13 protein-coding genes and 1 tRNA gene are annotated in these 23620 nt (G+C 43.9%); 4 read left to right on the top strand and 10 right to left on the bottom strand.

Annotated elements, in window-relative coordinates:
• Positions 1-87: 87 nt before the first annotated feature.
• Positions 88-6291 carry an Ig-like domain-containing protein gene (locus LZG71_RS29395; protein WP_233826700.1) on the bottom strand — a complete coding sequence of 2068 codons (6204 nt, stop codon included), beginning with the start codon at positions 6289-6291 and terminating at the stop codon, positions 88-90.
• A 1594-nt stretch (positions 6292-7885) separates the two neighbouring features.
• On the opposite strand from LZG71_RS29395, the gene LZG71_RS30530 reads away from it, so the two are divergent.
• The gene (locus tag LZG71_RS30530) at positions 7886-8041 is read left to right on the top strand and encodes a transposase (protein WP_409013696.1); all 156 of its coding nucleotides are present in this window, start codon (positions 7886-7888) and stop codon (positions 8039-8041) included.
• Between the two features lie 724 nt (positions 8042-8765).
• On the opposite strand, the gene LZG71_RS29385 is transcribed toward LZG71_RS30530, so the two are convergent.
• Positions 8766-9149, bottom strand: coding sequence for a hypothetical protein (locus tag LZG71_RS29385; protein WP_233826698.1), 384 nt, complete (start codon positions 9147-9149; stop codon positions 8766-8768).
• A 623-nt stretch (positions 9150-9772) separates the two neighbouring features.
• On the opposite strand from LZG71_RS29385, the gene LZG71_RS29380 reads away from it, so the two are divergent.
• Genes LZG71_RS29380 through LZG71_RS29370 form a run of 3 tightly spaced genes read left to right on the top strand, consistent with a single transcriptional unit; the run spans position 9773 to position 15757 of the window.
• Positions 9773-11125: a TlpA family protein disulfide reductase gene (locus LZG71_RS29380; protein WP_233826696.1), complete on the top strand. Its 1353-nt coding sequence runs from the start codon at positions 9773-9775 to the stop codon at positions 11123-11125.
• A gap of 23 nt (positions 11126-11148) precedes the next feature.
• Entirely contained in the window at positions 11149-14373 is a 3225-nt protein-coding gene (locus LZG71_RS29375; protein ID WP_233826694.1) for a SusC/RagA family TonB-linked outer membrane protein, read from the top strand.
• Between the two features lie 19 nt (positions 14374-14392).
• A complete protein-coding gene (locus LZG71_RS29370) occupies positions 14393-15757 on the top strand; it encodes a RagB/SusD family nutrient uptake outer membrane protein (protein ID WP_233826693.1) in 1365 nt (454 codons plus the stop codon).
• Positions 15758-15793: 36 nt separating this feature from the next.
• Here LZG71_RS29370 and LZG71_RS29365 read toward each other — a convergent pair whose 3' ends face one another.
• The 8 genes from LZG71_RS29365 to LZG71_RS29325 all read right to left on the bottom strand — a co-directional run.
• Positions 15794-16105 (bottom strand): DUF6520 family protein, encoded by a 312-nt coding sequence (locus LZG71_RS29365; RefSeq protein WP_255713291.1) that lies wholly within the window; start codon positions 16103-16105, stop codon positions 15794-15796.
• Between the two features lie 136 nt (positions 16106-16241).
• Entirely contained in the window at positions 16242-16694 is a 453-nt protein-coding gene (locus tag LZG71_RS29360) for a MauE/DoxX family redox-associated membrane protein (RefSeq protein ID WP_233826691.1), read from the bottom strand.
• Positions 16695-17083: 389 nt separating this feature from the next.
• Positions 17084-18070 carry an AraC family transcriptional regulator gene (locus LZG71_RS29355; protein ID WP_233826689.1) on the bottom strand — a complete coding sequence of 329 codons (987 nt, stop codon included), beginning with the start codon at positions 18068-18070 and terminating at the stop codon, positions 17084-17086.
• A 349-nt stretch (positions 18071-18419) separates the two neighbouring features.
• Complete coding sequence (locus LZG71_RS29345; protein WP_233826687.1) at positions 18420-18650, bottom strand: hypothetical protein; 231 nt, start codon at positions 18648-18650, stop codon at positions 18420-18422.
• A 160-nt stretch (positions 18651-18810) separates the two neighbouring features.
• Positions 18811-18886, bottom strand: a tRNA-His gene (locus LZG71_RS29340).
• 119 nt (positions 18887-19005) lie between these two features.
• Positions 19006-19611, bottom strand: coding sequence for a superoxide dismutase (locus tag LZG71_RS29335; RefSeq protein ID WP_233826685.1), 606 nt, complete (start codon positions 19609-19611; stop codon positions 19006-19008).
• 63 nt (positions 19612-19674) lie between these two features.
• The gene (locus LZG71_RS29330; protein WP_233826683.1) at positions 19675-20127 is read right to left on the bottom strand and encodes a nucleoside deaminase; all 453 of its coding nucleotides are present in this window, start codon (positions 20125-20127) and stop codon (positions 19675-19677) included.
• A gap of 175 nt (positions 20128-20302) precedes the next feature.
• On the bottom strand, positions 20303-23620 hold a 3318-nt coding region (locus LZG71_RS29325; RefSeq protein ID WP_233826681.1), incomplete at its 5' end, for a T9SS type A sorting domain-containing protein.

Raw genomic sequence — 23620 nt, 5'->3', positions numbered from 1 at the left:
TTTGTCCACTTACTCACCCTAACACACAAAAAACAGCAGAAACCCAGGCGGGCTTCTGCTGTTCGTATTAGTTAATAAACTTAATTACTACTTCTTCACTACAAACTTCCGTACTGTCTGGCTTCCTCCTGTTTGTTTGACAACAAGAACATAAAGTCCCTCAGGCATACGTGACACATCTACGGACTGGAAGTTCGACGTGCTGGTGTAAACCTCTACACCCGCCGCGTTGATTACGGTTACTGAAACAGCAAGCGATGTGTTGAGATCTTTCAGTAACAATTGTGATGATGCCGGATTTGGGAACAGGGTAACTTCCGCCATTCCTCCTTCCATATCCACACTACGTATATTACTATATCCGAAGCTGCCATCCAGATCCACCATTTTCAGACGATAATAACTTGTTCCAGTTAATGGGGCATTATCTGTGAAACCGTAATTAATCGTATTTGTGCTGTTTCCATTCTCAGATTTCACAGCCACAAAACCCAGATCTTTCCAGTTCCTGGCGTCAGCACTGCGCTGGATCTCAAAACCTTTACTGTTCTGCTCGCTCGTAGTTGCCCATTTTAGATTAACCGTAGATCCTTCACGTTTTGCGTCAAAGCTAATCAGCGTTACTGGTAGCGGTGAAGACGTTGTAATCGTATAAGGCACAGCAGGGCTTGTAACTCCTGCGTTGTCGGTAATAGCGTAAGTAAAGCCAAATGGTTCAGCTGTTGTTCCGCCTCCGTTTTCACCATATATCACCAGTTTCGTTACATCGAAGTCAGGTATGGATATCGGATTGCCCGGAGTTGGTAAAATTTCCACCGGACCAGCGCCAAAATCATAATACACCTTAGTATTGCTGTTGATGGCTACGATTTCGAAAGTTGTTGAACCTTGGGTATTGCAACTTCCATCCATTGCACAATCCTCAGGATCTGAGCCTGAAAGTGAACCGAGTGTTGGATAATTATTCCCAGTAAGAGCCGATGATGACGCTGGAATCGATTGATAACCTGTTACAGTAGGGTAACCTCCCGCGGGTGGTGTGCTGCTGAATGCAGAGTTGTTAACCTCGTAGGTTTTTGGATCTGCTACTGGTGGTCTTTGTATACCATAATCTGCATCATCAACATTCGCCGTAACAGTACCAAGGTCTATCACGTAGCTGGTATTACCCACAGTTGGAGTTCCATCCAGGCTTGTTCCTGTTGCCAACCATCCCGAAGGACCGCTTCCGGTTGTCAGAACTGTATTGACTGCCTGGGTTGTTGTCGTAAGAACGACTTTGTAAGGCAGGTTACCTTCTACAGGAGCAAACGCATAACTTCCATCTGCATTTACCTGAACGGATTGTAATACCTGTCCATTTCCATCTACCAGATTGGCATAAAGGTTGCCTCCGGTCACCACCGAAGTGCCGCCATTGTTCGTGTTGTTTCCGCTCACTGGTTTTTCTCCACCATCTGTTACCACGTCGCCATCGGCATCGTTAAACACATGACCAGCAATATTAACCGCAGCATATCCAAAATTATTATCACAATCGCTCTGCGCCGAACCAGTGAAGCTTACAGTATGCTGGGTAGGATTTGATACCGGTGTAGCACTGGCTGGCTTCACAATATAATTCGCTGCGATAAAAGTCTTCACCTCTATATTATCAAACCTTACATTTCTGGTAAGAGTACCAGTAGATGTGTTATTTGGTTCTACAAAACGGATCGTTGTAGTTGCAGACATTAAGGCAGCCGGAATAACAAAGCTATGGCTTCCTGTAAGGGCTGGCAAGCCAGTAAATCTATGCAAAGATGTCCATGGTGCTGATCCATTTGCAGATACCTGCACTTCTACCCAATCGTTTGCATCGTTGGTAAATGCACTTTTAACCCAATCGTAGGCCAACACAGCTTTTGTTTTGCCAGTTAAATTCACCACGCGGTAGGCACCATTTTGTGTACCTGAATTGTCTATACCTACCTGCAAAGCTCCGGTTGCCAAATTTACAAGGCTTGCTGAGTTGGTCAGGGAAGCTGATCCTGTAACAACAGTCCAATTTCCTGCCCAGTTCTCGCTTCCATTACTGTTATTAACTGCATTGGTGGTAAACTCATCTTTTACATTCTTCAAAGTTGTAACCGATGTGCTGTATTTACCATCCGCATCGCTGGTAGCTGAGCTCTCCAAAATGTCTATACCTGGCTCGAAAGTACCTATAACACCTGCGTCCTTATAAATATTCACTACCGTACCGGCCTTTGGCGAATCACCGTTATCTGCTGCTAAACTACTATTGAGATCATTGTAAATCATTCCGGATATAATATTGGCATCCGCGGCAAAGCCACAACCCACATGTATATACACGGTAGCTACATCGCAAGCGCCGCCCTGTGGTGCATTAGCGCAAATACGGTACTCAAACGTATCGTCACCAGTAAAACCAAAGTTTGGTGTATAGGTAATCGTGCCATTAGGATTTACTACAATCGTACCATTGGCAGGCTGTAGTAAAAAGTCTGTTGATACCGAAGCAGGATCCACCCCAGTCAAGAACCCGGCATCGTTTTGAGCCACATTCACAGTTACTGGCGTTCCGATACCGGTAGTATCATAGTCATCTACAGCAAATACCAATTGTTTGAAGCAAAGACCATCCACCGTATAGCCCACATCTAAGCCTGGCGCAGACTGCGGTGTAGTTGTTTCCGGTTCTTCCCCCCATGCCACACTCATAGGTACACCATCACAGTTAAAAAATGCCGCACCGGAATTGTCGTCACCTATTCTAATTTTTTGTGCCTGCAAAGCACCCAGGGTATAAGAGGTATCGAAATAGGCTCCACATGGTGACGCCGTAGTACCAGTGGTGATATTGCCATCATTCTTTACATATACAATGGTTGCCTCTTTGGTAGTTACCCAAACTGGATTGGTATTATCAGTACTACCATCATTCCCCGGTGCAAAACCTAACTTAGCAAAACTGGTTAAGCGGTTAATAGGTAATAAAGTATAGGCCCAGTCATACATTGAAGAACTTGATGCATTATCATCTACAATAACCACACCCTGAAAAGGTTCCCCTCCCGCACTGGTATAACGTGTACCTGTAGCCGCATTGAGCTGATGGCGGCTAATTGCACCTCCGCCAGCTACAATGAAAGAACCGGTGGAGCCGTTACCCCGGTTCCAGTTTATGGTAATGGGGTTCGCATTAGGGTTTACAAAATAAGCATACACATCATTGTTGGCACTCGTTGAATAAACCGGTGTAAAGTATTCACTGCCAAAAAACTCTGCAGGGTACAACGGGATGTTACGGGTGCCAAAACCATCAATACCGCCAAATACCGCATCCACACCAAACTTTTTGGTACTGCTTACAACGGTACCAGCTTTAAGGTCTATAGCTTTATTAACATCAGTTGGATCACTACCCGTCGGGCTCGCCGTGCCAGCATAATACCATACTTCACCCTCGTTTAGCGTAGGCGAAGTTGCTACGTGAGCGGGAAGAGCTCCTGAAGCGGGAATAGAAATCGTAACGACAGTACCATTTTCGATGGCACGAATAAACAGACCGGTATATTTAAACACTACGGTACTCATACTAAATTTAGTAGGCACATCCTCACCAAAAGGCAATACATACAAATTCCCGAATTTGCTGACATCTACCACATTGGTTTTTACACTTTGTAGCGCATAGGTACTTGTTGAACCCGAAAATTTGGTAATGGCTACTTCGTTAGAGGTATATATTTTGTCTTTACCGTCGTACACCACGGTAGAGGTAGGGCGGGTGTATGCAAAAGTATTATCCATAGTTATGGTAAAACCAGGCGGGATTAAATCATTGGTGGTACCAGGTGCCACGCCATTGCTCAGTATGCCATCGCCCCAAATTTGGGTGGTGCCTTGTGTCGGGGTGTTAATATCTGCCTCATACCCATCTTCCCAATGGTCGTACACAACAATGGTGGACGGATAAGGAATGGATAAGGACACAGCGGTGCGCATATTTGCTACATTGTTTGTAGTGCTATTTCCTGCGCTTCTTAACGACGCCAGTAGCTGTGTAGTATTTTCAGGGAATGGCAGGTAAAACAATTTATCCGCATTGGCTGTTCCGCATGGGTCGGCATTTCCCGCAGATGTTACGTCGAATGTGACGGTGGCAGTTTCACAGACAGTACTGCCCGGATTACAAACCTGGTATTGAAAACTCAATGGGCCGGTATAGGTGCCCAGGGCCGTAAAAGTAAAAGCACCGTTGGCACCCTGTTGTAACAAACCCTGAGATGGCTGCTGTGTAATGGTAACAGTGCTTGCATCATAATTACAGGCATCGTTGGTCAGTACATTAAAGGCATAAGGAAGACCAATTACTACCGGGTAGCTATCATCATTGGCAATAACAGATTTTGTGGTAACCACCATACTGCTGGTAGTGGTACTGCCACAACCCGTTGCCTGCACGGTAATGGTACTTTGTCCCACCCAATTTGCCGCAAAGCTTACTGCTCCTGTGGCTGCATCAACAGTAGGCTGCGTACCAGTGCCCACATTATTAATTGAGTAAGTATAGCTATCGGCAGCGGCTGCTGTGGCAGCGTATGTAGTAGTAACGGCACCACCACACCGCTCGGCAGTTGCCCCGGCAGCAAATACAGGTGTCCCTACGGTAGGACTAACTATTACAGTATGTGTAGCTGTCTCCGGCGTACCACAACCACCTGCGGCAGTTGCTGTAATTACTGCAGTACCCGCCCAGCCTGCGTTATAGGTAACAGCGGCAGTAGAGGTATTGATACTACCTGCGGCTGCGGGAGATAAGCTGTAAGAAACAGTACCTCCGCTAGCCGTAGCAGTATATGTTTCCGTAGCTGTACCTGTACTCTGGCATCTGCTGGTGGGCAACCCCGCATTGAACACCGGAGCGCCTGTGGTAGTCATGGCATTGGCGCCACAAATATTGACAGGAGCTGTACTGTAGGTGTAAGGAACTTTTGGTACATTGTAAGTGCCAGAGCCGTCACCCATATTGCCATAATATTGATTACCAGCAAAGCCAAAGTTTTGTGTACAAGCTTTGATAACGATAGTATGTGTATCTCCTGATTCTATTGCGAGCATCCTGTCTGTATTAGGACTTCCTGGATCTATCCCTACATTCCCGTAGATGGTAGAATTAGTTGAGCGAAGCTTATTCTGGTAATTGACTCCCCAGTTATATACCTGCCCTGCAGTTGTAAGCACATTGATCCCTCTCAAACCATCAGAATGTTCATTAGGGGAAATCCAGTGGATATTATTCATTACAGGTCCTGATGCAGAATTATATCTGGGCTGTACCCAGGTTGTTCTTGCAGTGACCGTCCAGTCTCCCATTTGCCTAACGTCATTATATCCCATAGCATACAGGTTGCCATCTGTATATAATACATAATAAGAAGCATAAGTATTGCCTGTCATTCCTATCATTTTAATAGTGCCACCAGGATTAGGCAAGGTCATTTGAGTTGCCCTATTTCTGGATGTAAAGGCGGTACCATCTCCTAAGTAGCTATAAGCACCCCAGGTCCATAGTGTACCATCAGCACGTAAGGCAATAAGATTGTAATTAGACCCCCTAATGGCAACCACATTGTCCAAGGTAGGATTGCCCGGCTCTCCAGTAGTTACCCGGTTCCAGATATGATTTACTGCCGACAAACCAGCTCCTGCTTCGGGAGCATTTTGGGTCAATACCCATAGCTCTCCGCTACAGGTCAGTAATGCCAATGTTTTGCCAGTGCCAAATAAACTTTTGACATTAGCCGGCTCTACCCCTTGTGGCAAGCGATAAGCATTGCTCCCGACTATGGTCACTGGTCCCATAGCAGCAGTTGACTTCACAGTGGTAGATAGCATTGAATTTGTAGCAGACCAGGCATATAAACCCTCTGTCGTTAGTACCACAGCCTGGGATTTCCCGATAGCTGCTTTTAAGACTGTGCCTTGCAGACCGGGAAAGTTAGTACTATTAATTACTAAAGGGCTGAGTTGATTGGAGGAACCATTGGGCGCTATGCTGAATCCCCATGCTTTAAAAGTACCATCTGACTCTTTTGCTATGTTTTTGTTATCACCAGCAATGATATTATCGTACTCAATAGTAGCAGCGTTATTGTCGGAGTTGAGTCCGTAATTGCTGTTGCAGCCGGCCGGGCACTGAGCCCTGACTCCGGGTGCTCCGGCAAAGAGTAAACCCGCCAGTAGGAAATGCCAGAGCTTTCCTGTAGAATTTTGCTTCATGTCTATTCTTTTTAGTTGTGTATAATTGATTATGGTTAAAAAATACTTTTTTTGATTTGTTGTGAAAGTGTTGTTTAATAAAAGTTGTTTAATTGTTTGATAAAAAATGTTGATTTGTTTGATAAAAGATGAGCACAAAGGTGATCGATTCCCTGTCAATTTTGTTCTAATCTTTTGGCGGCGGCCGCAGCCGGTCTAACTTTAAATTCAGTCCAACTTCCGGAATGCAAGGAAGAAAATAAATGTTCCGGGAAATTGATTACGAACTTCCAATTATCCGAGCGAATCCCCAAGAATAATTGGAAGCGAACTACCGAACAAGGAGGTTCTTAATAACTAATAGAGGTTGTTTAAGTTTGAGGATTGTTTTAGAATAGTAATGCTAATAGCATCGCACTATGATTATTCTAATTTAAATTAAAAATAATGGTGCAAAGTAACCGATTTTAAATTATTGTAACAGTAGATAAAATTGTCTTTTTAGGGGTAAAATATTGTCTTTCTCGCATTTTAAGCAATGTTTTGGGTGCCAACTTATATCAGTTTTAGAGTTAAGGGGGGGAAGGTAATTTTATTTGGGCGAGTAGCTGTCGGTTCAAAATAATATTGCAAACTTCAAATGCGACGGCGATGTTGCGTTCTGAAGCTAAAATGTATCCGTCCGATGAGCACCGTATTTGAATGGATCTGGATATTAGATACGCTGCCCTCATGAAAAATTACTATCCGCCAAGGTATCAAAGCGGATACACTAAACTCGGGTCAGGAATTGCCGCTTGACCTTAATGGTGAGAATGGTTGCAGAAGTATGGAATGAGCCCATCCTCTTTTCTTATCCTACATTCGAAGGCAGAGCTATGTAGAAGGATTCGCCTCTACCTCTGCTGAATGGAAGGGTTCGATTGTAGCTGGAATTATTATTGGTTCTTAGCAATGTACAGGCCAGAAAGGTAGGAAAGCTACGGGGGAGCTTATGGGGCTACGGCTAGGGAGATGGCGAAACAAATAGATACTGGTGTCGAATTCTATATGGGTTGCCAACCCTAAATACTATACGTTTGATTAATCGTGGTTGCTGCATCCTATTACGTTGCTGTTTTTGCCAATGGGAACCGCATTCCTTTTAGCCCGTATTCCGCAATAGGATTTGGACGAAATACCATTTTGCAAAATTGGCATGAATTCGCTGTAATGGCACCAGGCCACGCAGGCCCGGGCCTATCGAACAAGAACTGAATACCAGTGATGCAAAATTTTGTTTCGGATCATGAGCTAATGCGTAATCCGGAATTATGCAGCTACTGCTGGATGGCGTAAGCGATCCGGTTATTTTTAACCAACCAGGCAAAAGGATCACTGGTAAACAAAAAGGATAGATTACAAAGGGCACTTCATGGTCGTTTTACAGAACGGCACCGTTTCATGCTTGCCCTGATCACCCAGACAATAGACTCTTTAAGCAACCTCATTAAGCAAGTCGAAAATCAGATTGGGCTATACATACAGGATATGCAGCAGCAAATAAACTTCTGCAAACTATACCGGAGTCGCAAGACAGTCCACTACTAGCATTATTGCCGAAATCGGAATAGATATGTCTCAGTCTTGTTCTGATAAACACCTTGCTTCCTGGGCTGGGGTATGTCCGGGTAATAACGAAAGTGCCGGAAAAGTCAGGTCATCGCGTGTTACCCACGGCAATATAAACCTGAAAGCTACTCTGATTAAAGCAGCATGGGCATACCATTAACACCCGTTTGTCACTCAAATATGATGTGCTCGTTCTCAGGAGGGGAAAGAAAAAGCCACAATGACCATTGCACGTAATATACTAAAAACCAGTTATCACAATGTTGTGATAAAATACCTTACAGGAAGGCACCTCATTTAAGAGAAGATATATTAGCAGCGTTGGAAGGCAGAGGCGATAATGCTGGAAAAACGATTGCTAAGATTAAAAATACCGGCGTTCAAATAAAGAAAGGCCAAGCTTTTTTGGTGGACTATACCCAGTAAATAAAACTGATAACAAACGCCATGAACTCACCGTGGTTGCCAAAGAGCATGCAGAAAAAGTTGTTCTCTTAAAAGGAAAACTTAGCCGAATCTGATATCAAGGCAATACTGTTAGAGACCTTCAGAAAACATGAAGGTTGGTCAGGCTAGTCCGGGAAGCATATAGGGCGGAAAGTGAATGGGGTTGGTAGAATAGTATACGATCTGTTCAGTTGTATTAGTTGAAATTAGTTCGGTTGAGAAAGTATTCATCACAGCCTGTTCTGAGCAAGTAATTAGCTATACAACTCATTTGAGCAACAAGTTACAAAACTTTCTTTGCTAAAGCAATGTCCGCCTATATGACCAATTTATTCTGTATGGTTCTACTGAAAATTTTGGAAACTGAATCAGATTTCAGAGATAGTTCAAAAAAATTAAAAGACATTCACTATCTTTTTTAATTAGGGTCAGTACACTTACACATTTTTGTCTTCATATCGCTGGATTTTTTCTTCAAGTTGGGCTATCAATTTTCTTTGAATAACTAATGCTTCTTCCTGAGAGTCGGTTAGTTTCATGTAAAGGTCAAGTTTATCAACGAGTACATCAATTTTATTTTTCCATATTGAATATTCGGCCTCCTTGAACTTCCTTAGGTCTGGATCATCATACAAGTGCACAAAGAAGTCATAGTCAAGTGCTATCGATATCTCCTTTAAAAGGGTGGTATCAATTGTAACCCGCTTATAGATACTCGCAATACCTTGTTTAGTTTTATTGATTTTTTCACCTAAGGTCTGTTGCGAAAGCCCCTGACCTTCGGCAACACTCTTCACCAATTGTCCAATCTGTTTTGCCATAAGCAAATATTCTACTTCGCAGCGGCTAAATTTTTATATCAAAGTATGTTATTAGTTGTCTTTTGTATCTTTATATTTGTCTATTTGTGAATTAAGGTTTATCTTTGACTTGTAATACTATTGTATAAGACTATTCTATAATACTGATAAATAACGTTTTATGCTTTTACTATTCGATAGTTACATTTTGTAAGAATTGTAGCCTTATTTATGGCTTTCAAGATTGTTTCTGACCGCACCTGCCAAGTTTACGGAATCCAGAAACGACGAGTGAAGCCCTGCGTCCTCATTTGTATATTTGTATAAATGAAAAAGGCGCAGGATGCTCACTTGCTATATTCCAATCCCGGCAGGTGCGGATGGCGAGTAGAGGCCTGTGCCTTTTTTTATTTCACTCGCCATTAGATTGATTGAGATTATTCAAATAATCAATAGGTCTAATGAATCGTTATCTTAACTTAATTTTCCAGTTGATCATTCGGAATCCTGAATGATACAATTGCTTCGGGATAGTCCTAAGAATTTTAACTCTGCCGCTTTATAGAGCCGACTTGGGACTTGTGCTTCCTTGTCTTGCCCCCTCTGTATTTCAATTTTCGTTTCACTCCCAAAATATTGTTGCAATGAACTCACGTTTTTGCTCCCCGGGCAAGCTGTTGCCCTATTTATTCTATCTTTTAGTTTCCTATCTACTGATGATGTGCTGGAAACCAGTGCGTGCCCAGAGTCTTGCAGATCTCAAACCGTTGCAAATCGGTGATACGGTTCCCGATGTTACAATTGAAAATATCCTGCACTACAAGACGCCAACGGCCAAATTGTCGGATTTTAAGGGAAAGCTTCTGATCCTTGACTTTTGGGCAACCTGGTGTAGCCCATGTGTGGCGATGATTCCCAAGATGGATTCTCTCCAGAAACAGTTCGAGGGCAGAGTGCAGTTTTTGTCTGTAACCTATCAAAGTGAAAAGGAAGTCAGTACATTTTTTGAAAAATATACCAAACGGAAAGGTAAACGTATAGCATTACCGGAAGTGGTCGGAGATACCTTGTTAAGAAAGACTTTCTATCATAATGCCCTGCCGCATTATGTATGGATAGGGCCAGATGGTGTGATCAAGGCGATCACAAATTTCGATCAGGTTAGCGCTAAAAAGATTACTTCCATGCTTCAACAGGAGCAAATAGCTTTGCCGCAGAAAAAGGACGAGAAACGCATCCCATATTCGAATCAAACACCCCTTTTAGCCAATGGTAACGGAGGGGATGGAAGCAATCTGTTATACCATTCTGTACTGACGGCTTATACAAAAGGTCTGAAGGGAGGATTCTCATGGAAGATTGATTCGCTGACCGGACGCAGGATTACCATGACCAACTGTACCCGGTTATGGTTTTACCGGTTGGCCTACGGCAGGCCCGGCGGATGGCTGGAAGAAGGGAATGTATCCATCGAAGTAAAAGATGATTCAAAATTGACCTCTTCGCTGCATGGCAACAGCTATCTGGATTGGCTTCAAGATGACAACGGCTTTTGTTATGAAGTGATTGTCCCTGCCCATTTTCAGCGTCAGGCCAATGAGATTATGCAGCAGGATCTTCGTGACTTTTTTCCTGAGTATTCTGCTTTCATGGAAAAAAGAAAAAGACAATGTCTTGCGCTCAAACGTATCGGAAAGCAAAATCTGCACAGCGCCGGTGGTAAACCAGAAATATCTCTGAGTCCATTGGAATGGAAAGTGCGCAACGTAAGTGCAGGCGCATTGATTGACCGGCTCAATAAAACTCAGAATTATAAATTACCCTTTGTGGATCAGACAGGGCTGAAAGGCCCGATAGATCTGGATGTATCAGCCGGAGTTTCGGATATCAAGGAGCTTAACGAGGCGCTTTTGCCTTACGGTCTTGAATTTATAAAGACAGAGCACGAGCAGGACGTACTGATTATTCAGGACAGCGAGGATTCTAAAAAGCAGTAATGGTTACATTCAACCAAAGGACAATGAGAACCTTTATACTTATTCTAATATGTGTATGCTGGTTTTTCAGGCCGGCATCCGCACAGAACCGCACCATCCAGGGAAAGGTGGTGAGCCTTAGTGAGAAAGCGCCACTTGTAGGCGCATCTGTGGTTATAAGCCATGAATCAAAAGGAACCGTAACGGATTCTGCCGGACTTTTCAGCATAACCATACCTTCGGGAAAACCAACCGTTTTGGTTGCTTCTTTTATCGGGTATTCCAAAAAACAAATGTCGGTTCCGGCTGATTTTTTAGCTGCGGTAACTTTTGAGCTGGAAGCAGATCCTAATCACTTGCAAGAGGTTGTCATACTCTCTGACGGGTTCCAGCAAATGACCCGCGAGAGGTCAACGGGTTCCTTTGTACAGATAGATAATAAACTGTTAAACAGGACAGTGAGCCCGGATATTATCAGCAGACTGGCCGATGTTACTCCAGGGTTGATTTTTAACCGCGCGGGTGTGACAAAGCCGGGTGCGCAAAGTGCGATCAGCATCAGGGGGATCAACACGCTCTTCGCCAGGGAAGACCCTCTGGTAGTGTTGGACAACTTTCCATTCTATGGCGATCTTGCCTCCATTAATCCCAATGATGTGGAGAGTGTCACCATTCTTAAAGATGCCGCCGCGGCTTCCATTTGGGGTGCAAGGTCGGGCAACGGCGTCATTGTGATTACTTCTAAACAGGGGAGGTTAAACCAGAAACTAAATATATCCTTCAATTCAAACATTACCACCGGACAAAGACCGGACCTGTTTTATCTTCCCAAGATGTCCACATCGGATTACATCGATATGGAAGTAAGTTTGTTTGAAAAAGGATACTATCAAAGCCAGGAGAACCACGATAACAAAATAGCCCTTACCCCGGTAGTGGAGCTTTTAATTGCAAAACGGGACGGGAAGCTTACAGATTCGCAGGTGCTGGCGCAAATAGACGGTTATCGTCAAAAGGATGTTCGTTACGATATGAATGAATACTTATACCGAAAAAATCTCAATCAGCAGTATTCATTGAGTTTAAACGGGGGTACATTTTCACACCGTTACTTTGTATCGGCTGGTCTGGATAAAGGGCTGGCAAATCAGGTAGGTAATTCCAGGGACAGGTTTACGCTTAACGTCAATCACACCTACAGCGCATTCCGTCAAAAGCTCCTTTTGACAAGTGGGGTTTATTACACTGGTACCAGGGAAGCCCGGAATTCCATTGAGCAGACAGATCTTTTTACCTACACAGGAAAACCACTGTATCCCTACGCCAGTTTGGTTGATGCAAACGGAAATGGGCTTGCTATTCCGCATATGTACCGTGATAACTTCATAGACCAGGCCGGCCAGAAGGGCCTTTTGGATTGGCGCTATGTGCCCCTAGATGAAATCGGCCTTTCGGATAACAAAGCAAGCTCGATGATACTTCGGCTTAACAATAGCTTAAAGTATACATTTAATCACAATCTTACTGGTGAGGTGCTCTATCAGTACGGCAGTACCAAAACAGACAGAAGCACACGGCAAGGAAAAGACAGCTGGTATGTCCGAGATCTGGTCAACCGTTTTACCATACTTAATACCAATGGCTCACTAACGCGCCCTGTACCAGTGGGCGATGTTTTGAGTCTGTCCGATCAGAGTGTCAGTAGTCATAATCTACGAGCTAAGGTGAGCTATGATAAAGATTGGGGACGCGAAAGCAGTCTGACGGCCTTGGTTGGAGCAGAGGTTAGCCAACTACGTACCAGCAGCCATTCCAGCAGATTTTATGGCTACGATGATGAGCTGGGAACAAGTGTAGTGGTAGATCATCTTGCCAACTTCAAATCGTTTGTAAATCCGGCTTCCACCAACAACCGCATTCCCTATTCAGGATCAATCACTGAGCTGACAGACCGGTTCGTGTCTTATTTTGCAAATGTGGCTTACACCCACCATGGAAAGTACACAGCATCTGTAAGCGCAAGACGGGATCAGTCAAATCTGTTCGGAGTCAAAACAAATCAAAAAGGTGTTCCACTATACTCCGCTGGCCTGAGTTGGAAAGTACATCATGAAGATTTTTACAGTCTACCCTGGCTGCCCTATCTGAATTTGAGAGGAACTTTCGGATACAATGGAAATATCGATAAAAGCATTTCTGCTTACACAACGGCAAGGTATTTCGCTTCCAACCTTTCAGGCACCGGCCTTCCTTATGCTTCGGTGATTAATCCTCCCAACCCGCAGCTTCGCTGGGAAAGGACCCGGATGATTAATGCCGGCCTGGACTTCAAAGCTTTTACAAACCGATTGAGCGGGAGCATTGAATTCTACACAAAGAAGGGTCTTGATCTGATCAGTAACAGCACATTTGCACCACAAACAGGTATTACATCATTCAGAGGGAATACGGCCAATACCCAGGGTAAAGGTATCGATCTGGTGTTACACGGGGTTAACCTGAACGGGGATTTTCAATGGGGCACAGACTATTTCCTTAGCTGGGCAAGTGATAAAGTGACCAAATATCTGGTGAAGCCCACTGATGTGGCCGGAGAGTATCTGATTGGTGGCGGAATCATTCCTACAGAGGGAAAGCCATTGTACTCCGTTTTTAGCTACGATTGGGCGGGACTCGATGCCGCTACGGGCAATCCCCAGGGCTATCTGAATGGCGAAATAAGCCAGAATTATACGGAAATCAGATCGCAGACCAGTCTGGACCAGCTTGTTTACAATGGTACGCTACGTCCAAAAGTTTTTGGTTCAGTGCGAAACACCTTCTCTTACAAGGGGATTTCTCTTTCGGTCAATCTTAGTTACCGCATAGGTTATGTGTTCAGAAGGCCTTCTGTGACTTACAACAGCATCCTGAACGGAGAAGGGGGACATGGAGATTTTATTAAAAGATGGCAGAATCCCGGTGATGAGAAGTCAACACATGTTCCGTCCTTGCCAGCATCCCCCAACTATCTCAGAGACCAGTTTTATGCATCCTCAAAGGTACTCGTAGAAAAAGGGGATCACCTTCGCTTTCAGGATGTCCATCTGAGTTATGATCTATCCGCAGCAGTGATCAGGCGTCTGCCATTCCAGTCGGTACAGTTCTATGCGTATGCCGCCAATCTGGGAATTGTCTGGAAAAAGGCCAGTGGAGATATTGATCCTGATTTTACTACCGAGCCGTTTACACCTAAAACCTTCTCCTTGGGTGTAAAGGCCAATTTCTAACTTCAAAATCGTTTGTCTGATGAAAATATTGATAAAACTACTTGCACTGTCAGGCCTTTTATTTTGCTTGGGCTGCTCAGAGGAATTTCTGGATAAAAAGCCGGATAAGGCGTTGGTTGTACCAACCACTCTGGATGACCTCCAGGCATTACTGGACGCAGTACCGGATGGTATGAATACCGCTCCTGGCATACAGGTAATTGCAGCGGACGATTTTTACTATTCTGCTGCCAACCTGGATGCACTCAGTGAAATCGAACGAAACTCTTATTTATGGGAAGAGAATATCTACCAGGGCCTATCTGTTAGTGATTGGAATGAACCCTGGCGTTGCATCTTTTATTCCAATATCGTCCTTGAAACCCTGGCTAAAATTGTTCCGGATGCCGGGAGTTTGCAGCAGTGGAACACCCTCAGATCTTCGGCCCTGTTTTTCAGGGCAATGGCGCTTTACAATTTAACTCAGGTTTTTGCCGCTCCGTATGAAAAATCATTGGCCGGCTCATTGCCGGGAATTCCGGTCCGGCTTACAAGTGAGGTAAATGAAATTGTTGGTCGGGGAACACTCCAGCAAACCTATGATCAGGTTATCAATGATCTGATTGAAGCCGAGCCTTCTTTGCCTGGACTGGTCACCTATACTAACAGGCCGTCTCAGGCGGCAGTCAGGGCGCTTTTAGCCCGGATTTATCTGAGTATGGAAGAATATGAAAAGGCGGCCCAAATGGCATCGGGATGTCTTGATTTGCACAATACGCTACTGGACTACAATACGCTGAACCCGCAGGCGACAAGGCCGTTCCCGGTTATGTTCTCTGGTTTAAATCCAGAGATTATTCTTCATTTGTCGCTGGTGGGTAGGTCATTTTTTAACTCTACCCTGACCGGCGTTGACTCATCTCTGTACAGGTCTTTTCATACAGATGATTTGAGGAAAACGTGTTTTTTTAGAGATCGGGGAAATGAAGTTATGGGATTCAAGGGTAGTTATCTTGGATCGGCAACGTTGTTTGGAGGACTTGCGACAGATGAGATATACCTGATCCATGCTGAATGTAATGCCAGAATGGGCAATTACGGTGTTGCAGTTTCAGACCTGAACACACTTTTGGCAAGCCGTTTTAAAACAGGCACCTTCAAGCCGCTTGTTGTAAATGACGGGCAAGTATTGGAAACTGTTCTACTGGAAAGGCGAAAGCAGTTGGTCGCAAGGGGACTGAGGTGGTCTGATATCAGAAGGTTAAACCGGGATGTGCGTTTTGCTGTTGACTTAGAACGAAATGTTGATGGTAAAGTAATCCGGCCTGCTAATGATAACCGGTTCGTATTTCCGATACCTGACACTGAAATTAACTTTAGTGGCATACTTCAAAATCCACGTTGAATGTCAGGGGCGGAATCAGCCGCCCCTGACATTTAGTTAATCTTCAACATAACCCAGGATTGTTGAACCGCTTTGATTGTTTACACGATTTTCTGAATCCGAGTGCGCATTAGGATTGTAGTTTTCAGCGAATTCGCCCTTGCATAGTTTAGTCGCGTCTTCACATCCTTCGGCTAAGGCCCCTTCGCGCCAGGTTTGATCTTCCTCAGGATTTGCCGAGGACCCCGTGCGTACCCATATGGTGGTATTGACCTTTTTTGTGTAAGGTGTAGCGGTTGCAAAAGCCAATCCGCCACCGAGTACCAATGCAAATACTGGTAGATACTTCAATTTAAAAATAGATTTCATAACGCATTTGTGCTTCTTTGAAGCTTTGTAGTAAAATAAAAATAGTTGATCACCTGCATCGTTTTCAGTAGAGGCAGATACTCTCTGGCAGAAAGAAATTACCCTTGGCACCGTCTCTCTGGCTCTTTGTCATAAGTCATTTGATTGCCACCGGGCCTCCTTTCTTTTGATATTTAGAGATGTATATACCTACAATTGATAGGCCTAGAAAAAAAAGATTGAACAGGAAATGAGCTTTAAACCCCATGCTGGAAATAACACCGCCGCAGGAGCATGGAACCCTGTCAAAGACATTTAAAATTACAAGTCCCATGTATCCGGTAAATAGGAGTATCAGTATGAATGAGCCGTAAAAACCAGCCTTACGGGTGACACCCACGACCAAAAGAATACTGACCAGAATTTCCATAATGGGAATCAGCCAAAGCAACGGACCTACAGACCAATCTGGGAATCTCTGATTGATAAGCTGCCTACGAAATTCATCAATATCAAGCAGCTTACTTGATGCTGTGTAAAAAAACAGGATGATCAATGTGGAAGCAATAACCTGTGTAATGCCTTTTGTTCTGAATAAATAAATGTTCATAGCGTTGCGGTTTAAGCGGGCAATAGAATTTTACTCCCTGTAAAGTGTGACAGGGGTATTTGCTTTTGTCGTAGTCGGCCGAATGATGCTTGCTCTATTTAAAAGCAGGTTTTAACTTTTGATCACAAATTGCATCAAGAATTAATTTGTGACGCATATTGATATACGTGCTCTAATCAAATTGGCTTATCACAATGGATTGCGATGATCAACTTAATTCTGTCTAAGCATCGTTCTTGCCAACCATTGTCTAATAGGTCTAAAACAATGACCTGAACAAATTTCGTGAGTTCCTTCGAGATTGTTTGTTCGGTTTTCCGACGGATTTTGTTCGATTTTCCGACTTTTGAGAAAAGGGTGTTAATCCAGGAGTAGTTTTTTTACGTTGCTCAGATCAATTTTTTTCCGCCCGCTTTGCCTGGCGGAAAACCATAGTACGATCTGAATTGAGTACTGAAACTTGATGTACTGTTGTAGCCCATCATTTCTGACACAGTCAGTATTGATAACCTGTCGCGAGTTAAGAGCGCAAATGCCTGCTGCATCTTGATCTGATTGATATACTTCTTTACTCCAACGCCACAATTATCCTTAAATAACCTGCTTAGCGTGTCAGGATGAATATGAAACTGCATTGCTATTTCTGATGCATGGGGTAAAGGACCATTTTTGACCTGGTGATCAAGATATTGCTTTACCGGCAAAAGCTTTTCGGATCCTTCTGTCAATGGCTTGCTTTTAAGTCTGGTCAACTGTGCACCATACTCTTTAAGAAGATTGAGCAGTGCCATTTTTAATGACATTGATCTTCTCTCTGAGTAAACCGCTGTCAGCTGCTGATATATCTGACCAACGCTGCCAATTGTAAAAAACGGAAAAGTATGGCAAACCGGAGAGCCAATTCTGTAATGACGTCCGCTCAGAAAGTCCGATGGGTGCATATTTAAAAAATTACCGAGGTATCCTGTATCAAAGATATACAGGAATCCACAGCTGCATCCTCTGGAAATTGTCATTTGATATTTCCCGGCGGGCGTGTTGATTGCGCCGTATTGACCAGCGCCCAGGGTTGAAGATCTGCTGTTTTGTATATCATCACAAACAATGCTTCCAATCACACCGTAGTAAAATATAACACACGGCTTTTTGAATGCAACTCTTATCACTACATCCTCTTGCAGGTTGATTTCGAAAAGTTCGAGCATAAAATCATAGGCTATGAAGCGTTGCCTGATGATTTCACCTTCTGACCATTTCATATGTTGCACATCTGCATGCTCAACCGGATACAAGCAGCCACGTGGCAACGTCGTCCGTGCAGGTATTCGATCCGTTATGATTGAAGAGGGAAGTTGAATGGAATAGATTGTTTTCATAACAGTAAGTAATTGGGATGGGTTGTGCCCGTTTGAGAAAGGCGTTGTTTTTTGAGCATAACAAAACTGCTTGTTACTCACTAAACTCAGCTTCGTAGTTTAAGCGCAATGCCCTTAAAACTCGTAAAAACGCATCCTTCAAACAAAAAAGCGGTACCAAAAGTCCAATAGCAGGTGTGAAATGACTGATATCAGGTGTAGAATGGAAATTGTGACTTGCGTTTTGTGGAGGCTATTTTGATATACATGGAAACCTGGCTGAATGCTTTAATACCAAAATCAAAGCATTTCGATCAGCATCCCGAGGAACATGCGATATTTCTTTCTTCCTTTTCAGGCTAGTCAAACTTTATTCTGAAATTCTATTTAGAAGATTCTTCTTTTCGGTATCTGTTTCTGCAACATTCTTTTCTTCAATATGAACCTGAAAAATACCTTCCTCACGATCAATAGATATTAATTCAAAGTTCTCAAGAATGAGTTCGGGCAACAGAAACTGGATGATGGGCAAGAAAGCACTGTCGTTTTTACTACGCGCTTCACAATTTTTTGACTTGATCCAAGAAGCTTTCCAAAACATAGTAAGTTTGATTAAAATACAAACCTAGAAAAATACAACGCGCTCCACAAGTTTTTGATTTGATCCCGAAATTCTGCATATTTTGGTGGTTGCCAAAAAAGCAAAATGCCCATAAATCATTGATTTACAGGCATTTTGTTGATTTTAAAAACTTCTAAATGGGAGGGAGACGGGTCTCGAACCCGCGACCTCTAGAACCACAATCTAGCGCTCTAACCGACTGAGCTACAACCTCCGTTTTTCCCTATTCGGGCAATCCTAATTAGGAGTACAAAAGTAGGAAAAGGTTTGAAGCTTGCAAGCGTATTTTTCACTTTTTTTACAAACTTCAAACCTTATCTATATTTTTGACTGATTATTTCGCTGCAACGTAAAGAGCATCAGCTGCTTTCCAGTCAACTACGTTCCAGTACGCGTCGATGTAATCAGGGCGTTTATTTTGGTATTTCAGGTAATAAGCGTGTTCCCAAACATCCAAACCGATGATTGGCGTTCCCTTCACCTCAGCAACATCCATCAAAGGATTGTCCTGATTTGGAGAAGAAGTGATTGCAACTCCACCATCCGTAGCGATAAGCCAAGCCCATCCCGAACCGAAACGGCCGATAGATGCTTTTTTGAACTCATCTTTGAAAGCTGAAAACGAACCGAATTTAGCATCGATCGCCTTTGCCAATTCTCCTGTTGGTTCTCCACCGCCATTAGCAGAAAGTGATTTCCAGAAAAAAGTATGGTTCCAGTGTCCTCCGCCATTGTTACGAACAGGAGCTGGTGCTTTGCTGATATTCGACAATAATTCCTCTATGCTTTTACCCTCGAGTTCTGTGCCGGCAACAGCTGCGTTCAGGTTGGTAACGTATGCCTGGTGGTGACGGTCATGATGTATTTCCATTGTCAATGCATCGAAATGTGGTTCAAGTGCATTGTTTGCATACGGTAATGGATCCAGTGTAAATGCCATTTTAAATAAGGTTTATGGTTATTAAATGTATTAATACTAGTTTGGTAACAGCAGATTAAAAGTTTATGTTCTTAATGTCTTAAAAAATTTGAGAAGCATCTCCTTAGATTCCGATTCTAAAACGCCTGTTGTCACCTTTGTTTTTGGATGTAAAATTCCCGTACCAAACCTCGAAAATCCACGTTTCTCGTCCGAAGCACCGATCACGATCCGTTTCATTTGTGACCAGTAGAGTGCTCCTCCACACATCACACAAGGTTCGAGCGTTACGTATAAGGTGCAATCCTGAAGATATTTTGCACCCAGATAATCAGATGCGGCCGTAATGGCGAGCATTTCGGCGTGTGCTGTTACGTCGTGAAGTTTTTCGGTTTGATTGTATCCTTTGCCTATAATACGCTCTCCTATCACTACTATGGCCCCCACAGGAATTTCACCATCTTCGTAGGCAATCTCAGCCAAACGCATGGCTTCGGCCATAAAATAATTATCGAGAATGTCTGCCTGGATGTTCATTGGTTAAAAGTTTCGCACAAAGAATTGAAGAAAAAGCCAGGGAAACAAAGTATCCCATTAAGTATTTAGCTGGACGATTTTACCGTAGATGTTAACACCTAATTTGCAAAAATGGGATATCCATTGCCTTTGCAACAAATATCCCATTTCGTATAGAGTTTGAATAACCGAAAATTTAAGGCTTCATTACTCTGTTTACCGAACGAAGATTACCGTTTTGAACCTGAATCAAATATAATCCCGCAGGGTATTTTGTGAAATCAAGCTGAGTAGACTTTTGGCGAATGTTTTGTTCATGTACAGGTCTGCCTTTCAAATCCAAAATCTGAATTCTGGCATCTTTGTTTGCAATGGTTGTCGTAATCTCTACCGTACACTCCGCATTAGTAATGGTTGGATATACTTTCAGCCAATCTGTTACAGGCGGTTCAACACCCAGGATCGGATCCACCTGCACACGGGCAGAACCTGCACCTCTGCCAACTCCGCATGTGTTTGAAACTGTTTTGATGGTATACGTTGATGTTACCTTTGGTGTTACCAGGAACGAATACGGACTCGCAGCGGCAGTTATCACCGAATCTTTGGTACCGTCAGATAGTGTGAAAGTCCACGGCCCTTTGCCTGTTATTTCAACTTTCAAAGTTGCGGGTGAACCTATCAAAACAGTTTGTGTACCCGTCAAAGTTGCCACAGGTAGAGGTATAGCTGCGATACCAACCGTATTTACACTTCCTTTGGCGGTGAATGCAGGATTAGATCCTGAATTCACAACCCTTACAAAATAATTTCCTCCTTTGGTTGTATCCGGGAAAGTAGCTACAATGGTATTAAGGCCAGGCACGGACGGGATACTGTAAAACGCTGCATCTTCATTCACCTGAGCTATCTGAACCTTGAAGGTATTGCCAGCAGGGAAATCGCCTGAACGCTGGAAAGGAACCGTGAAAGATGTTCCTGCACATGTCTCAGCCACGGATGGACTTCCGGTGATGATTGTTGGTACTTTCACTGTTATCTGAGCACTTCCAATCGGTGAACCTTTTCCGCATTCGTTTGACACCTCTGTCACGAAATAGGTAGTCGTGGTTGTAGGAGTTACATTAACCGTAGCAGGCGACTGCGATGTTGTTCCCGTATCCCCGCTCGACAAGATATATTTCCATGGACCATCACCTGTGAAAGCCAGACTTATTGTTGCTTGCTCACCCAGGCTTACTTCCTTGCTCCCGCTAATCGTTGCAGAAGGCAATGCTTTGATGTGAATCTTGATTTCTTCCTTCGGACTTTCGCAGTTATTTGCTCCTGTCTGGGTTACCCAGAATGAGTAATCTTCCACTTTTTCGGTAAAAGGTGTGTAAGGGAAGCCCTGGAATTCGGTATCTGTTGCCTGGCGATACCATTTTAACACTGTTCCGGTAGCATCCAATCTTGGAGCAACCACTCCCTGGCAATAAGCAAGATAGGTTTGGGTTACCGGCTTCGGTGTCGTGTTTATCTTGACATCAATTTTGGCACGGTCTCCAAGACAGCCTTCCAGTGTTTGTCCTACATAATATGATGTAGTGCCACCTTCGGCAGTTGATGGAATTGGCGCCGTGGGAGATGCATTACCTCCTGTTGCACTGGTGCCATACCAATTGAGCGTAGCTGATGCCTGTGGTACAGCAGTAAGTGCTGCCGCTGGCAAAAACTGGCAATACTCAATTAACGGTGTGGTGATACCCGGAACAGCGGGAAGTGGTTTTACCCTCATTTTGTAAACAGCTCTTGTCGGACTTTCGCAACCAGTAGCAGTTGTTTTCTGTACGGCATAAATGGTGGTTTCTCCTGGGGTCTTCAAGTTTAGACTTGTAGAGGCAACACCAGTTCCGGTTGCAGCGGAATACCACACGATGCTATTACCAGCAGTAGGCGTCGCACCAAATGTGAAAGTTTTATCTTCCTTTTCCTGGCAAAGTGCGTCAGAGAATGCTACTGGTGCGGCAGGAAGTGGGTTGGTTACAACATCCAGTTTGGCACGAGGTCCTTCGCAGGTTAACGTTGTTCCGGTATAAGTAGTTGTTTGGCTGACGTAATAAGGAATGGTTCCAACCGTAGTTGTGCTCGGTGTTGGTGTCTGAGTTAATGCAGCTCCACCGGTTGCAGCTGTATACCATTTCAACCCAGTACCTGTTGCTACCAATGGAGTAGCTCCGGTAACATCTTTACAATAGGCGACTGGTGTAACAGTCGGTACGGCAGGAAGCGCTTTAACCTCTAGTGTTAAGGGTGCTCTTTCACTTTCGCATCCATTCACTCTTTGGCTCACGTAATAACTTTTTATCCCTGATGTGGTGGTAACAACAGTTGGTACAGTTCCAGATCCTGCTCCACCCGTTGGATCAAGATACCACAGCAAGTCTGTTTTAGGAGTAACGGCTGCGCTAAGGATATTTGAAGCCACTGTTTGATTTTGACATACTGGTGTTATGGTTGAAACCGTAGGTTTCGCTATAGCCGGGCAGCTCACTACCACATCAATTTTAGCCCTTGCGCTTTCACAGGATGTGGCAGTTGTTGATTGTGAAACCCAATAACTGGTTGTGCCCACTTTATCTGTTGATGGCTTGGGAGCAGTTTTTGTGCCAACACCACCAGTTTCAACAGTGTACCAAATAAAATTTCCAGTCCCCGTGGCGGTTAAAGAGATTGATACCTGTCCAACCGTATATGAAACAGGAGATGTCACTGTGGGAGCTGCGGGTGGTATACACGCAGCGGTAACATTGACTACAATTTCTGAACGAGGACTTTCACATATTCCTATTGTTTGACTCACGTAGTATTTCACCGTTCCAGGAATTGTCGTAGAAGGAACAGGCTTAGTTGTAGTCGAGGTGCCACCAGTTGCAGATGTACCATACCAATTTAGTGTTGCACCGGCTAAAGCGGTGGCTTGCAAGTTAGCTGTTTGACCAACAGTATAATTCAATGGCGTTACAACAACTGGCGCAGGCGTCGCACACACGGCAGCAACATTGACTACAATTTCTGAACGAGGACTTTCACATGTTCCTATTGTTTGACTCACGTAGTATTTCACCGTTCCAGGAGTTGTCGTAGAAGGAACAGGCTTGATTGCTGTTGAAGTACCACCAGTTGCAGATGTACCATACCAATTTAGTGTTGCGCCAGTCAAAGCAGTCGCCTGCAAGTTAGCTGTTTGCCCAACAGTATAATTCAATGGCGTTACAACAACTGGCGCAGGTGTCGCACACACGGCAGCAACATTAACTACAATTTCTGAACGAGGACTTTCACATGTTCCTATTGTTTGACTCACATAATATTTCTCTGTTCCGGGAGTTGCTGTAGAAGGAACAGGCTTGATTGCTGTTGAAGTACCACCAGTTGCAGATGTACCATACCAATTTAGTGTTGCGCCGGTTAAAGCAGTCGCCTGCAAGTTAGCTGTTTGCCCAACGGTATAATTCAATGGCGTTACAACAAC

The organism is Dyadobacter sp. CY312 (assembly GCF_021390535.1).
Lineage (GTDB): Bacteria > Bacteroidota > Bacteroidia > Cytophagales > Spirosomataceae > Dyadobacter.
This window is presented reverse-complemented; position numbering and strand designations above follow the sequence as displayed.